General features: G+C 70.5%; 9 protein-coding genes. 5 read left to right on the top strand and 4 right to left on the bottom strand.

Annotated elements, in window-relative coordinates; all coding sequences use genetic code 11:
• The first annotated feature begins 282 nt into the window (after window positions 1–282).
• The 4 genes from BJ992_RS22515 (at window position 283) to BJ992_RS22500 (ending at window position 7,130) form a co-directional block, all read left to right on the top strand.
• Window positions 283–1,491, top strand: a complete 1,209-nt coding sequence (locus BJ992_RS22515; RefSeq protein WP_184984165.1) for an amidohydrolase family protein — start codon at window positions 283–285, stop codon at window positions 1,489–1,491.
• Between the two features lie 291 nt (window positions 1,492–1,782).
• Window positions 1,783–2,649 carry a DegV family protein gene (locus BJ992_RS22510; protein ID WP_184984157.1) on the top strand — a complete coding sequence of 289 codons (867 nt, stop codon included), beginning with the start codon at window positions 1,783–1,785 and terminating at the stop codon, window positions 2,647–2,649.
• Between the two features lie 974 nt (window positions 2,650–3,623).
• A complete protein-coding gene (locus BJ992_RS22505; RefSeq protein ID WP_184984155.1) occupies window positions 3,624–4,268 on the top strand; it encodes a ComEA family DNA-binding protein in 645 nt (214 codons plus the stop codon).
• A 498-nt stretch (window positions 4,269–4,766) separates the two neighbouring features.
• Complete coding sequence (locus BJ992_RS22500; RefSeq protein ID WP_184984153.1) at window positions 4,767–7,130, top strand: ComEC/Rec2 family competence protein; 2,364 nt, start codon at window positions 4,767–4,769, stop codon at window positions 7,128–7,130.
• 261 nt (window positions 7,131–7,391) lie between these two features.
• On the opposite strand, the gene BJ992_RS22495 is transcribed toward BJ992_RS22500, so the two are convergent.
• Together BJ992_RS22495 and BJ992_RS22490 are read right to left on the bottom strand one after the other, a co-directional pair.
• Window positions 7,392–7,550, bottom strand: a complete 159-nt coding sequence (locus tag BJ992_RS22495; RefSeq protein WP_184984151.1) for a hypothetical protein — start codon at window positions 7,548–7,550, stop codon at window positions 7,392–7,394.
• 721 nt (window positions 7,551–8,271) lie between these two features.
• Window positions 8,272–12,555 (bottom strand): discoidin domain-containing protein, encoded by a 4,284-nt coding sequence (locus BJ992_RS22490; protein ID WP_184984149.1) that lies wholly within the window; start codon window positions 12,553–12,555, stop codon window positions 8,272–8,274.
• 244 nt (window positions 12,556–12,799) lie between these two features.
• Here BJ992_RS22490 and holA point away from each other — a divergent pair, with 244 nt between their 5' ends.
• Window positions 12,800–13,768: a DNA polymerase III subunit delta gene (gene holA, locus BJ992_RS22485; protein WP_184984147.1), complete on the top strand. Its 969-nt coding sequence runs from the start codon at window positions 12,800–12,802 to the stop codon at window positions 13,766–13,768.
• Window positions 13,769–13,778: 10 nt separating this feature from the next.
• Here holA and BJ992_RS22480 read toward each other — a convergent pair whose 3' ends face one another.
• The gene (locus tag BJ992_RS22480; RefSeq protein ID WP_184984145.1) at window positions 13,779–14,492 is read right to left on the bottom strand and encodes an ABC transporter ATP-binding protein; all 714 of its coding nucleotides are present in this window, start codon (window positions 14,490–14,492) and stop codon (window positions 13,779–13,781) included.
• On the bottom strand, window positions 14,489–15,427 hold the full coding sequence (locus BJ992_RS22475) for an ATP-binding cassette domain-containing protein (protein ID WP_184984143.1): 939 nt from the start codon (window positions 15,425–15,427) through the stop codon (window positions 14,489–14,491). The genes BJ992_RS22480 and BJ992_RS22475 overlap by 4 nt, the downstream gene beginning before the upstream one ends.

Here is a 15,427-nt window from a genome sequence, read left to right as displayed (position 1 = left end):
ATGGCGGGGTGCTGGTGGTCCCGTCGAGGACAGGGGAGACGAACCGGTGTTCTTCTCAATAACCCTGTACACCGAGCCGACCTGTGAAATAACGTAACTGAACTGAATCGCCCGGCCATGATCCGGGCGGTGCCGTCATCGCACGTCAGTGCGGATGAGATCAGGAGACCCCCCAATGACGTCCGGAAACCTGGCGGACCCGGCGGGCGTGGTGCCCATCGTGAGCTGGGCTCCGAAGGCATGCCGGCACGTCGCCGAGGTCCCCGGCGGGGTGGTGATGCCATGACGGTACGGCTGCTGACCAACATCGGCAGGCTCTGGACGGGCAACGACGTCTGCAGCAACGCCGCCATCCTGGTGCACAACGACCGCATCGCGTGGGTCGGCCGTGCCGCCGACCTGCCGCAGAGCGTGCCAGGCGTCGTCGACGACATCGTGGACGTCGACCACGTCGAGAACCTCGGCGGATCCCTCGTCACCCCCGGTCTCATCGACGCGCACACCCACCCGGTGTACGCCGGCAACCGCTACGCCGAGCTCGCCATGCGTTCCGGCGGCTCGTCGCCGAGCGCCATCACCGCCGCGGGCGGCGGCATCGGCTCCACCGTGACCGTGACCCGGGGCACCGATCCGTGGACCCTGTGCAACGGCGTCCGCGAGCGCCTGCGCGACTGGCTGCTCAACGGCACCACCACCGTCGAGGCCAAGACCGGCTACCACCTCACCCGCGACGGCGAGCTGGCCGACGTCCGCCTGCTGCGCGAGCTCGAGAAGGAACCGATGATGCCGCGGGTGCACGTCACCTTCCTCGCGGCCCACCTCGTCCCACCTGAGTACTTCGGCCGGCAGCGCGACTACGTCGAGGCCGTCGGCGCCTGGTGCGCCGACGCCGCCGCGGCAGGCGCCGACAGCGTGGACGTCTACTGTGACGACGGCCACTTCACCCCCGACGAAGCCCGTTACGTCCTCACCTGCGGCCGCAACGTCGGCCTGCTCCCGCGCGTTCACGCCGGCGCCTACAAGCGCCGCGGCGCCGTCCAGCTCGCCGCCGAGCTCGGCTGCGCCTCCGCCGACCTCCTCCACCACACCGCCGAGGAGGACATCGCGCTGCTGTCCCGCTACGGCGTCCCCGCCGTCGTCTGCCCCGGCACCGCGCTCCAGCAGCAGACCCTCCCCCCGGTCCGCCGCATGCTCGCACAAGGCGTCACCGTGGCCCTCGGCAGCGACCACAACCCCGGCCACTGCGGCATCACCTCGATGTCCCTGGTCATCAGCCTCGCCGTAGCCGCCTTCGGCATCAGCGTCGGCGACGCACTGCGAGCCGCCACCCTCGGCGGCGCCACCGTCCTCGGCACCCCCGACCGCGGCGTCCTCGCCCCCGGCCGCCTCGCCGACATCGTCCAGTGGGACGCCGACCACGAAGGCGCCTTCGCCTGGGGCTTCGGCCTGAAGCCCAGAAGAGTCTGGCGCGGCGGCACCCCCGTCCAGTAACGGCCACCCTCACCGTCACATCACCGGCCGCGCAGGCTTTCACCGCCACCGGCCACGGGTCCATCGTCTCGTGCGACGCACGCAGCGCCAGGTCGTACGCCTGGTCCCCGGCCAGGTGCACCGTCACCACGCCGCGCCGATGTTGTAGCGGCGTTCCGGCCGTCCACCTGGCGCAGTAGGTCACGCCGAACCATCCCGGCACCCTCACCCCACCAATTCCGACACAGCACAACGCCGGTGCTTGTGCCCTATCCACTGCTGTGAAAGAGGTCAGACCGGTAGCCTTCGGACATGTCACAACAGGTCGCTTTGGTCACTGATTCGACCGCCTATCTTGAGCCGGCGGAGGCGGATCGGCTCGGCATCGTTGTGATTCCGCTCCAAGTCGTCGTCGGGGACCGCACACTGGACGACGGGACGCAGATCGACACGGCCGGGGTGGCCACCGCGTTGAAGGAATGGGCCCCGGTGTCGACCTCCCGCCCCGCGCCGCAGCGGTTCGCGGAGGCGTACGAGGAGGCCGCGTCGCGGGGAGCCACCGGGGTGGTCTCAGTGCACCTGTCGGGAATGTTGTCCGGCACGGTGGAATCGGCCCGGCTGGCCGCACGGGAGGCGTCCATCCCCGTGGAGGTCGTGGACAGCCGTTCACTCGCCATGGGCCTCGGCTTCCCCGTGCTCGCCGCAGCCGCCGCGGCGTCCCGTGGAGCCTCCCGCACGGAGATCGCCACCGCGGCCACGGCCTGCGCGCAGGCCACACACAGCTACTTCTACGTGGACACCCTGGAATACCTGCGCCGCGGCGGACGAATCGGAGCCGCCGCGAGCCTCCTCGGTTCGGCCCTCGCCATCAAACCCCTCCTGCACATCACCGACGGCACGATCGCCCCCCTCGAGAAGGTCCGCACCTCGGCACGCGCACTGGCTCGCCTGGAGGACCTCGCCATCCGCGCCGCCGGAACCCACCCGGTCGACATAGCCGTCCACCACCTGTCCGCCTCCCCCCGAGCCCACACCCTGGCCGACCACCTCACCACCCGCATCCCCACCGTCTCCACCCTCCGCATAGTGGAAGTAGGCCCAGTCCTAGGCGTCCACGCCGGCCCCGGCCTCCTAGGCGTGACCCTCACCCCGGCCCTCCCCCCACCGGCATCGGCCTGATCCTGGTCCGGCCACATCTCAGGCACGCGCAGCCCCGCGAGTTATCCACAGAACCGCATTCTGTTAATCCCACCCCCCGGCGACCGTCCTAATGTCGCCGCATGCGAAGCCCGAGAACCAGCCCGACCACCACAATCGCCGAGTCCCGCCTCCAGTCCCTGACCGCCGGCCACCGTCCCCCACCCGAAACCCCCCCACCGCATGAGGACGCCGCACCTTCAGCCGGGGGAGAGGAAGCACATCAAGCGGCGTCGTCACGGCATGCACACCCCGATCATCATTTACCGCCGACGAGCCGTTCCTCTCCTCCCCCGCAGGAGCCGGTCAGCCACGTGACCCCCTTATGGCAGCCCCATGCCGCAGTGGACCCGGTTCAGCGGCGGTCTTCTGGTCTCGCAGGGGATCCGGTCCAGTGGCAGTCCCCTCGTGCCGGAGGGGATCCGGTCCATCGACAGCCCCCTCGTGCCGCAAGAGATCCGATCCAGCGGCAGCCTCCATCCTCCTCCTCTTTCCCGGAGGAGCCCGTCAGCCAGGTGACTCCCTCGTGGCAGCCCCATGCCGCAGTGGACCCGGTTCAGCGGCAGTCTCGTGGTGTCGCAGAGGATTCGGTGCATCGGCAGCCCCTTCGCGCCGTAAGAGACCCGGTCCATCGGCAATCTCCTCGTGCCGCAAGAGACCCGGTCCATCGGGAACCTCCTTCTGCCGCAGAGGACCCGGTTCATCGGCAATCTCCTCCTGCTGCGGAGGACCCGATCCTTCGGCAACCTCCACCCTCCGCTGTCGTCCCGGAGGGGCCGGCTCGCCATGTGATCCCCACCTGGCAGGCGCACGCAGGAGGAGACCCGCGGGAGCTTCCACCCTCCGCTCAGGTCTGGTCGGAGCCGCTTGCCGCGCCATCGGTTCACACTCGGCTCGCCGGCCTTCTTGCCGATCACGTCCCCGCGCTCGCTCTCAGTCGTCAGGGGCTCCGGGTCATGCTTGTGGCCGGATGCCTGGCGTTGCTCGCCGGTGGCGTCTATCTGTGGCGGTCCCGGCCCGTGCCGGATCCAGTCGCGTTGCTTCCCACCACCACGACCACGCTCCCCGCGGCGGCCACCGTTCCCGATCGGGGTGGTGGTGCGCCTGAGCCCACCGCCGTGCCGCCGGTCGCGCAGCCACCCCCCTCGGGATCTCCGGGCTCCACACAGACGGCGCAGGTGGTCGTGCACGTCACAGGGAAGGTGCGCAGGCCCGGTCTGGTGACCCTCCCTCTCGGGTCCCGTGTGGCCGACGCCGTCACTGCCGCCGGGGGTCCGCGTGCCGGGGTCACCGTCGCCGGTCTCAACCTGGCGCGGCGCCTGATCGACGGCGAGCAGATCGTCGTCGGCGCAAAGCCGGGCACGGCCGCCGCACCACCCGTCGCTCCCGGCCAGGAGACCACCACGACCGAGCCACTCGACCTCAACACCGCCACCCAGAGCCAGTTGGAGACCCTCCCAGGCGTCGGCGAGGTGCTCGCGACCCGCATCACCGAGTACCGCCAGAGCCACGGCGGCTTCCGCAGTGTGGACCAGCTCAGGGACGTCACCGGCATCGGTGAACGAAAGTACGCCGACCTGCGGACCAGGGTGCGCGTATGACCGTCACCCGCTCCGGACGATGGCTCGGACGGTGGGGCGGACAGTGGTGCCGACGGTGGTGTGGACGGTGGTGTGGACGGTGACTCGAACGACAGCTTGGACGGCGGTGCCGGTGGTGGTGCGGACAGTGGTGCCGACGGTGGCTCGGACAGTGGTGCCGACGGTGGTGTGGACGGCGGCTCGGACGGCAGCTTGGACGGCGGTGCCGGTGGTGGTGCGGACGGTGGTGCGAGGGTGCGGTCGAGGAAGGAGAGTTCGGTGGCCGTCGCGGGTGGGGTGTTTGCGGGTCAGGCGGGGTCGTTGCGTCTGGTGCCGCCGGCGATGGTGGCCTGGGGGACGGCGGTTGTGCTGGTCGGGTGTCCTGCGGTGGTCGGTGCGATCACTTGCCTGGTCGCTCTCATCTCGCTCGGCTGTCTCGTCCTGGTGCGGGGTTCCGTCATCCGGAGGGCTGTGCCTGCTCCTTTTCGGCGTCTTCGGTCGCCGGGCTGGGTGACAGTGGTGCCAGGGGTGCTTGCCGCGGTCGCGGCGGTGGGGGGTGGGGTGGCGGTGCGGGTGCACGCGGTCACCACGGGGCCGGTGGCGGAGGCGGCGCGGGGACGGGCGAGTGTGACGGTCGAGGTTGTGGTGAGTGACGATCCTCGGGTGCTGCCGAACCATCGCGGGTATTCGGGGAGGGAGCGCGTCGTCGTCGAGGGGGACGTGGTGTGGATCGCGCGGACCCCGCTGACGCGTGGGGTTGCGGTGAAGTCGCCGGTGGTGGTCTTCGGTGAGGGAGACCGGTGGGTCGCGGTGCGGGTGGGGGAGCGGGTCCGGTTCCGCGGCCGCATGGGGGAGGCGGACGGTGATGTGCTGCTGGCCGGGGTGGTGTCGGCACGGGGGGAGCCGGTGGTGGTGGGTCAGGCCGGAGCGGTGCAACGGGGAGCCGAGGTGTTCAGGGAAGGGTTGCGGAAGGCGGTCGAGGTCTTGCCGCCGGAGGAGAGGGGGTTGCTGCCAGGACTGGTCGTGGGGGACGTGTCACTCATGCGGGAGGACGTCAGGCAGGACTTCAAGGACGCGGGGCTCAGCCACCTGCTCGCGGTCTCCGGGGCCAATTTGGCGATTATCGCGGGGGTGGTCCTGGCGGTGGGGAGGGGGGCGAGGGTGCGGCCGGCGGGGCGGGCCGTGGTGGCTGTGGTGGCGATGGTGGGGTTCGCGGTGGTGGCGAGGCCGTCGCCGAGTGTGTTGCGTGCGCTGGTGATGGGGTCGGTGGCGGCGCTGGCGCTCGGGACCGGCCGGTCGAGGGACGGGGTGGCGGCGCTGTCGGTGACCGTGCTCGGGCTGGTGCTGTTCGATCCGGCTCTGGCCAGGGAGTACGGGTTCGCGTTGTCGGTGTTCGCGACCGCGGGCATTCTGGTGCTCGCGCCGCGCTGGCGGGACCGGCTGGCCCGGCGCGTCCCGCGTTTGGCGGCCGAGGCGGTCGCGGTGGCCGCCGGGGCTCAGGTGGCGGTGACGCCGCTGCTGGTGCTGATGTCCGGTGAGCTGAGTCTGGTCGCCGTCCCCGCCAACCTGCTGGCCGCACCCGCGGTGCCACCCGCCACGGTGCTCGGCTTCGCCGTCGCCGCTGTCGCTCCGATCGATCTGGATGCCGCCAGGCTTCTGGTGCACCCGGCGGGCTATGCCGCCACGTGGCTCATCCAGGTGGCCCGCCACGCCGCCTCGCTGCCGGCCGCCACCATTCCGTGGCCGGCGGGATTGGCCGGCCTGTTGTTGCTTCCCGTGTCGGTTGTGGCGGGCTGGTTCCTCCTGCGCCGTCCTCTGTCGCGCCTTGCCGCGTGCGCCGTCGCGGCCGCCTTGATCGTCTGCGCCGTCCTCGTGCGTCCGGCGCTGGCGCCGTGGCCCCCCAAGGGCTGGTTGCTCGTGGCCTGCGACATCGGTCAAGGCGACGGCCTGGTACTCAGCGCCGGTGAAGGCCGCGCCGTGGTGGTCGACACCGGTCCCGTCCCCGCGCTGATGGATCACTGCCTCCGCGACCTCGGCGTCCGCGAGATCCCCTTGCTCGTCCTCACCCATCCCCACGCCGACCACACCGGCGGCCTGACCGGAGCTCTGCGCCACCGCCCCGTGGGGACCATCCTCCTCGGCCCCGGCGACCTTGGCCGCGATGACGCGAACCTCGGCCCCGGCACGCTTGGCCGCGACGGTGCGGATCTCGGTCCTGACACGCCTGACCGCGACGGCGTGAGGCCTGCCCCTGGTGTGCTCGGCGGCGACGGCGTGAGGCCTGTCCCTGGTGTGCTCGGCGGTGACGGCGTGAGGCTTGGCCCTGGCGTGGTCGGCGGTGACGGCGCCGAGCTGTCCACGCGTTACTGGGGACGAGGAGGTGAGGTGGTGCGGGATCTGTGGTCGCGCCGGGTTCCGGTCCGGGTGGCGGTGGCAGGGACGGTGTGGCGGGCCGGGCCGGTGTCGCTGACGGTGCTCGGACCGGTTCCGGAGGCTGTGGCGGCCGGGGTCGGGGAGGGGGCCGTGGTCAACAACGGCAGTGTGGTGCTCCACGTGCGGTGGCCGTACGGGACGGCGCTGCTCTGCGGTGACATGGAGAACGAGGCCCAGGCCGCGCTCCTTCGGCACGGCCTCGCACCGGTCGATGTGTTGAAGATCGCTCACCACGGGTCCGGCCGGCAGGACCTGGGGTTTCTCGCCGCCACCAGGGCTCGGGCCGCCTTGATCAGTGTTGGGGAGCCGAACGACTACGGTCACCCATCCCCGCGTACGCTGGCCCGGCTCGCACTTCTCGGGATGCGGGTGTACCGGACGGACCGGTCCGGTGATCTGGCGGTGACCGCGGAAGGAGGCCGGCTGGCTGTCGTCACCCGGCGCCGTTGACGGCGTCATGGACAGCGGAAGGAGGTCGGCGTCGTTACCGCGGCGGTGTTGAAGACGTCATAGTCAGTGGAAGCAGGCGGCTTGCTGTCGTTCCTCGGTGCCGTGGACGGCGCGTCATGGACGGCACCGCGGCGGGCCCGGGTGCGGGCCGGGACGACGAGGGTCAGAGGATGTCGGCGGTCTGCGGCCCTCGGTGCCGTTGACGGCGCGTCATGGACGGCACTGCGGCGGGCCCGGGTGTACGGGCCGGGACGGCGAGGGTCAGAGGATGTCGGCGGTCTGCGGCACGGTGTGGAACTCGGTGTCGAGATCTGCCGCGTAGATGGAGCGGTGGCACATGGCGCAGCGGTAGAGGACGGGGCCCTCGTCCAGGAGCGAGCCGCATCGCGGGCAGCAGTGGCGGTGCTGGGCTGTCTTCATGGGTCTTCACCTCCTCCCGTCGCGGGACTCTCTCATCTGCAGAATGCCCGAGCGTACCTGCAGGTGAATTGCCGTTGACTTGCAGTGAGACACATGATTTCGCAGGTGTGTCGTGTGGCCAGAGAGATTTGGAATTTTTACGTTTCACCGGGGTGTGGTAGGGGGAGCCGTACGCGTCGGCGCCAGGACGCGCGGGATGTCCGAGCGGTTACCGACTCGAAATGGAGCGAGAACAAGCCGGTGTCGTTCTCCCGGAGGTTCGCCGGGTGAGCCGCCGTAATGCGGCGCCGGACTCGCCGCCTCGCCTCCCGCCGCACAGGCGCTGAAGGGGTGCGAGAGCCGGTAGGGATCGTGGGGTGGTCGGAGTGGTTGGGTAGCGGTGCGGTGGGTGAGAGTGGAAGTGGTGGGTGGGGTGGTCGGGTACCGGAGGGGCGACGTGTGTCGCTGTCGTAGTCCTCGTGGACGGCGAGGTCGTAGTGGGTGTAGGCGGCCTTGCCGACGCGGATGCCGCAGGAAGCCTTGCCCGGTGGTAGCCGGGGACGAGCACCCCGGTGCGCCGTTCTGCAGGCTCTCGTCGAAGACGCAGTGGCCGGTCGTGGCTGGTGTTGTCGGTGGCGGATCGCGTTTGTGGCCGGGGAGGATTTTGGCCGGGGAGGAGGGAGGCGGGCACCAGGGGTGGTGCCCGCCTTTGGGTGGGTTAGTTGAGGTTCCTCGGGGTGGGTTAGTTGAGGTTCAGGGTGAAGGTTGAAGTGGTGTTTTTGATGTTCTGGTAGTTGTTGGACAGGCGGAGGTTGGTGAAGGTGGCGGAGCCTACGGCGGGGCCCTGGCCGGGTTCGGGTAGTTCGTTGACCCAGATTCCGTAGCCGGACTTGGCGTCGAAGGGGTCGCCGCTTCGTTGGGCTCCGGTGATGGAGACGTTGGTGAAGATGGTGTCCTTCACGGGGAACTGGGGCTGGCCGCCTACGTAGTTGGTCTGGAACATGATGCCGCTGTAGGTCGGGTCGACGATGTCCACGTCGGTCACGCGGATGCCTTGGAAGACTTTGCTGGCGGAGAAGATCCAGATGGCGGGGAAGGTCTGGGATCCCCAGAAGTGGCCGCCGGCACGGACGATCGAGATGTTCTCGAACCGGGTCGGCGGGTCGGCGCCGAAGCCGTTCATCGGGTATCCGAAGTCGAGAGAGCTGATCGTGATGCCCGAGTAGGTCAGCGTGTCGGCGATGTGGATGTTGCGGAACGTGTTGGCGTACCCGCCGTAGACCGCGATGCCGGCGGCACGCCACGGCAGGATGGCCGTCAGGTTCTCGTAGACGTTGTTCTTCTCGTCGGCACCGCCGGCGTCGATCGCGGAGAACAACGCGAAGCTGTCGTCACCGGTCGACCGGGCCTCGTTGTTGGCGACCAGGTTGTCGGTGCTGCCGTTGGTCATGTTGACGCCGTCGGCGAACAGGTCGCGGATACGGGAGTTCTTGATGGTGACGAAGTCGGTGTTGGCACCCCAGTAGAGGCACACCGTGTGCTCGTTCCAGATGTTGTCGATCACCATGTTGGCGACGTTGGCGAAGTCGAACACCTTGCCGGGGCCGTCGATGCGCGAGGTGTAGTTGCCGAAGAAGGCGAAGTTCGCGAACGTCGAGCCGTTCGCCGTCGAATCGGCGCGGAAGCCCGCGTCGGTGTTCTCCTGCGTGGACGGCGTGTGGAACCGGGTGTACCACGGCCCGGCCCCGACGACCTTGACCGCCTTGCCGTACACCTGGAACTTGTTGGCGGTCTGGTAGTCACCCGCCGGCAGGTACACACCGGTCAGCGTGCCGGTGGTGTCCATCCGCACCCGGTCCAGCGCGTTCTGCACGTCCTGGTGGGTGAAGCCGGCCGGCACGGTGTACCGCGCGGGGTCGGGGTTGGCGATCGGCGACACCTGTTCCAGGTTGACGAAGTCGATCGCGTAGGTGTGGCTGTTGGCCGGGCCCTTCTGCAGCCTGATCTTGCTGCCCGCCGGCACGGTGGTGCCGAGCAGCACGTTGGCCTCGTCGTAGATGTGCCGCGGCGACCCGGCGCTCGGCGAGTTGCCGGGTGCGGTCTCGTTGCCGTACAGCCAGGCGTACCGGGACGTCAGGTCGATCGGCTTGAGGAACGTGCCGTTGACGTAGATGTCGAGCGTGGAGTTGATCCCGCCGCCGCCTGGCGCGTCGGGGATGGAGAACCGTGTGACCAGCGTGTTGGTGCTGGCCTTGGTGGTCCACTCGACGTAGCTGCCGGTGGTGTTCAGCGTCACGGCCTTGCGGCCCGACGCCTCGCCCGCGACGTCGCCGATGGTGCGGTTCGGCCCGACGACCTGCGCGCCGCCGCCGGTCACGCCGTCCTCGGCCTCGTACATGTCGTACGGCATGTTGGCGCCGCGGCCGACGAAGAACGACTGATTGGTGGTGTTGTTGGCTTGTTTGACCGATAGTTCGTTGCCGTCGGCGGCCAGCACCGTGCGGACGGTGTACCTGCCGTTGGCCGCGGTCCAGGTGCCGAGGTTCACCGCCGGCGCGGTGGCCCCGGCGGCGATGGCGCCGCTGAAGGACCCGGTGAGGGTGCGCACGACGGTCCCCGCGTCGTTGAGCACGGTGAGCGTGATGCCGTGCGCGCCGCTCGCCGACGCCACGTTGCCCTGGTTCCTGATCGCCACACTGAACGTCACGGTGGTGCCGCTCGCCGGGTTCCCCGGCGACCAGCTCGTGTTCGCCACCAGGTCGGAGCTGTCGACCGGCCGTACCACCAGCGACGACGCGGCGGTGTAGGAGTTGTTGGTGTCGTTCTGCTCGATGACGGTGCCGCCTTCGTCCACCTTGGCGGTCAGCGCGTACGTCCCGGCGTTCCTGGTGCCGATGTTCGCCGTCACCGTGGCCTGCGCGCCTGCGGCGAGCGCGCCGACGGACGCGGTGCCGACCTTGGTGGTGGCCAGGTAGAACCCGACGTCGGTGGCGCCGCTCGCGGCGTTGCCGGCGTTGCGTACCGTCGCGGTCAGCGTGATCGCGTCGGTCTCGACCGGCGAGGCGGGGGAGGCGGTGAGCGCGGTGACGGTGAGGTCGGGGTTGGGGGCCGGCACGCCGATCACCTGGAACTCGGCGATCTGTCCGGCCGGGGCCCCGGAGTTCGACGTGACGCGGAGCTGGACGTCGGCGATCCGGCCGGAGACCGGGATCGTGACGGTGTTCCCGCTCGCCGGGTTGAAGGTGTACGTCGCCGCCGCGGACAGACTGGTGAACGACGAGGCGCTCTGCTCACGGCCGAGCACCTGGATCGTCTGCGTGCGGGTGCCCCACGAGCTGTCGGGGTTGAGCTTCAGCACGACGGACGAGACGTCGGCGTTGGCGCCGAGCTGCACGGTCAGCACGCTCGGGTAGGCACCGGAGGCGCCTTCCCAGTAGGTCGAGGTGCTGTTGTCGTTGGCGTTGGCCGCCACGAACGTGAACACCGACGACGAGGCGGTGATGGGTTTGCCGACCGCCATGTTGGAGCCGCCGCCGCTGCCGTTGCGGGTCACGACGTTGCTGTCCGACGACTGGTTGCCGGCGGCGTCCTTGGCCCGCACGTGGTACGACACGGTCGCGGAGGCCGGCTGGGTGTCGGTGTACGTCAGCACGTTCCCGGCGACGCTGCCGCGCAGAGTGTTGTTGGCGTAGACGTCGTAGCCGGTGACGCCGACGTTGTCGGTGGACGCCGACCAGGTCAGCCGGATCTGGCCCGATCCCGGCTCGGTGTAGGCGAGGTTCCCCGGCGGCGTCGGCGCCTGCGTGTCCCCGGTCGACCCGGTGCGGGTCACGCTGTTGCTGTTCGGCGACTGGTTGCCTGCGGCGTCCCTGGCCTTCACGTGGTACGTCACCGTGGCGCTCGCCGGCTGCGTGTCGGTGTAGGTCAGGACGTTCCCGGCGACGCTGGTGAGCAGTGCGTTGTTGGCGTAGATGTCGTAGCCGGTGACGCCGACGTTGTCGGTGGACGCCGACCAGGTCAGCCGGATCTGGCCGGTGGCGGGCTGGGTGTAGGCGAGGTTCCCCGGCGCGGTCGGCGCCTGCGTGTCGCCGCCGCTCGGGCCGTACGCCTCCAGCTCGGCGAGCTGCCCGGCGGGCCAGCCGGTGTTGGCGGTGAAGGTGAGCCGCACGTACCGGGTCGTCGCGGCGGTGAAACTCACCGTCACTGTGTTGTTGTTCGCCGGAGTGAACGAGTAGCCCGCCGAGCCGACGATGTCGGAGAACGACGAGCCGTTGGTGCTTCCTTGCACCGACAGGGTCTGGGTGCGGGTGTCCCATCCGGAGACCGGCAGCCTGAGCACCAGCCGGTTGACCGCGACGGCGGACCCGAGGTCCACCTGCAGCCACTGCGGGAAGGCGTTGTTGGCGCTCTCCCAGTACGTCGCCTGGTTCCCGTCACCGGCGTTGCCGGCCACGTACGCCTGGCTGACGCTGCTCGCGGTGAACGGCCGGCCCTGCGCGAGGTTGGCGCTCGACTGCGCGGCGCCGTAGACCTCCAGCTCGGCGAGCTGCGCGGCCGGCCAGCCGGTGTTGGCGGTGATGTCCACCCGCACGTACCGGGTGGTGGTGGCGCCGAAGGCGATGGTCACGGCGTTGCCGCCGGACGGGCCGAAGGAGTACCCGGCCGATCCGACGATGGTCGTGAACCCGCTGCCGGTGGTGCTGCCCTGGATGGACAGCGTCTGCGTCCTGGCCTCCCAGCCCGGTGGCAGCTTCAGCACCACCTGGTCGACGGAGGTGGCGGCGCCGAGGTCGACCTGCGTCCACTGCGGGAAGGCGCCGGTGGGCCCTTCCCAGTAGGTCGACTGGTTGCCGTCGTTGACGTTGCCGGCGGTGTAGGGGGAGTTGCCGCCACTGGCCGAGGCGGATCTGCCGGCCGCGAGGTTCGGACCGCCGGCCGCGGAGACCGGCGGCACCGGCCATCCGAGCACGAGCAGACCGGCCGCCACGAGCGCGGCGACCAGCCGGGGTACCTGCTTCTTTCGCATGGTGTTCTCTATCTCTCGACGGATGGGGGGCAGGCGGACGCATGGACGCAATGCGACCCACCGGAAGTTGCGGAGAGAAGAAAGAAATAGAGCAGTAAGCTGCAAAATTCTTGCAGTGTGTTGGCCAAAGGTTACATACGTGCTACGGCCGCGTCAACGGGTCGGTCAGCCCGGCTTTCGCGCGGTGCGCGGCCGCCGCACGGCCCGGTCCCACGGGCCGGCCGGGACGTGGGATGCTGCTGCCATGGCGACGGACGCGGCACCGGTCACGCTGGTGATCGGGGACGAGGAACTGCTGGCCGACCGCGCGATCGGCGCGGTGGTCGCCGCGGCCCGCGCGGCGGAACCCGAGGCGCAGGTGCAGGATCTGACCGGCGGCAAGGTCGAGCCCGGTGAGCTGACCCGCCTCACCTCGCCGTCACTGTTCGGCGACCGCTCGATCATCGTCGTCCGCGCCGCGCACGACCTCAGCAAGGACGTCGTCGCCGAGGCCGTCGGCTACGCCAGATCCCCGTCCCCCGACGCCGTGGTCGTCTTCGCGCACCCCGGCGGCGTCAAGGGCAAGGCCCTGGTGGACGGGCTCAAGAAGGCCGGCGCGGCCGTGGTGACCATCGCCAAGATCACCAAGCCGGGTGAGCGCCTCGACTTCATCAAGGCCGAGATGCGGGCCGCCGGCCGCACGGTGAGCGCGGACGCCGCACAGGCCCTGCTCGACGCCGTGGGAAGCGACCTGCGCGAGCTCGCCGCCGCCTGCTCACAGCTGGCCTTCGACACCCCCGGCAAGGCCGTCACCGAAGCCGCCGTGGCCCGCTACCACCGGGGCCGGGCCGAGGTCAGCGGTTTCACCGTGGCGGACAAGGCCGTCGAGGGCCGCCTCGGCGAGGCCCTGGAGCAGCTGCGCTGGGCCCTGTCCACCGGCGTCGCACCCGTCCTCATCGTCAGCGCGCTGGCCGGCGGCGTCCGTTCCCTGGCCAAGATCGGCGACGCTCCCCGCAACCTGCGCGGCCCCCAGCTGGCGAGCCACCTCGGCATGCCCCCCTGGAAGGTCGACCGCGTCCGCCGCCAGCTCAACGGCTGGGGCCCCGCGGGCCTCGCCAGAGCGCTCCAGGCCGTGGCCGCCGCCGACGAGCAGGTCAAAGGCGGCGGCACCGACCCCGCGTACGCCTTGGAACGCACGGTCCAGCTCATCGTCGCCAGCCGCGACGGCCGCTGAGCCCTCTCGCTCAGGCGCCGGGGACGGCCTGCGCCGGGGAGCCGGCGGGGACCAGAGCGCCGTCGTGGAGTTCGAGCACGCGGTCGGCCAGGGTCAGCAGCGCCGGGTCGTGCGTCGCCACCAGCGCGGTCACGCCTTCACTGCGGACCACGGCGCGCAGGAGCTGCATGATCTGGCGCGCGGTCTGCGAGTCGAGCTGGCCGGTGGGTTCGTCGGCGATGACGAGCCGGGGCCGGTTGGCGAGCGCACGCGCGACGGCCACGCGTTGCTGCTGGCCGCCGGACAGCTCGTAGGGCCGCTGGTTGGCGTGTTTTTCCAGGCCGACCATCGCGAGGAGCATCGTGATCCGGTCCTCGCGTTCCCCGGAGGGGGTGCGGGTCAGGCGCATGGGGACGCCGACGTTCTCGGCCGCCGACAGCACGGGGATCAGGCCGAAGGACTGGAAGACGAAACCGATGACGTCGCGGCGCAGGCGCAGCAGCCCCGCCTCCGGCAGCTCGCTCACGGTCTCACCCGCGACGACGACACGGCCCGCGTCGGGACGGTCGAGGCCGCCGATCTGGTTGAGCAGCGTCGTCTTGCCGGAGCCCGAGCGTCCGCGTACGGCGACCAGCTCGCCGGGGTTCACGGTGAAGGACACGTCGCGCAGCGCGACGACCTCCTTGGGCCCGGTCCGGTAGACCTTGCGCAGGCCCTCGGCGATCACCAGCGGTTCGTCGCTCATTCGGTGTCCTCACCCCGTGGCCGGTCCGGCCACACTCCGATGTGGTCGCGTTCCAGCTCCAGCCGCACCCGCCGCTCCATGCCGAGGGCCCCGGTGAAGTCGCGGGGAAGCTGGAGGCGTCCCACCCGGTCCAGCACCGCGTACTCCTCGGCGATGAGCCGGCCGTCGGACGCCTCTCGGCGCAGCGTCTCGCTGCTCGTGCGGCCGTCGCGGATGCCGACGGTACGGTCCACCTGCTCCGACACCAGCGGGTCGTGCGTCACGATGACCGAGGTGACGCCGAGCTCGCGGGTGGCGCGGCGCAGCGCGGCGAACACCTGCTCGGAGTTCTCGCTGTCCAGCTCGCCGGTCGGCTCGTCGGCGAGGATCACCTGCGGCGTGTTGGCGAGCGCCACCGCGATCGCGACGCGCTGCTGCTCGCCGCCGGACATCTCCGACGGCCTGCGGTCCGCGCAGTACCCCACCCCGAGCAGGTCCAGCAGCTCGCCGGGGTCGGCGCCGTCGCGGTTGCGCGCCAGCCGCACCGGCAGCCGCACGTTCTCACGCGCGGTGAGGTACGGCAGCAGGTTGCGCGCCGTCTGCTGCCAGATGAACCCGACGACCTCCCGCCGGTACCGCAACCGGTCCTTGGCCGTCATGGACAGAAGGTCGGTCCCCGCCACCCTGGCCACCCCGGCGGTCGGCACGTCCAGCCCGGACAGCACGTTGAGCAGCGTCGACTTGCCCGAACCGGACGCGCCGACGATGGCGATCAGCTCGCCTTTCTCGACGAGCAGGTCCAGGCCCTGCAGCGCCACCACTTCGACGCCTTCGGTCTTGTAGATGCGCACCAGGTTGTCGCACAGGATGTGCGCGTGCTCACCGAACACCGGCCGCTGCTGCGCGGCCCTCGCCTCCAGCTCCGACAGGTCCGGTGTGTCCAGCGGTGTGTCCAC

It is taken from the genome of Sphaerisporangium rubeum, assembly GCF_014207705.1.
In the GTDB taxonomy this organism is placed as follows: Bacteria; Actinomycetota; Actinomycetes; order Streptosporangiales; family Streptosporangiaceae; genus Sphaerisporangium; species Sphaerisporangium rubeum.
This window is presented reverse-complemented; position numbering and strand designations above follow the sequence as displayed.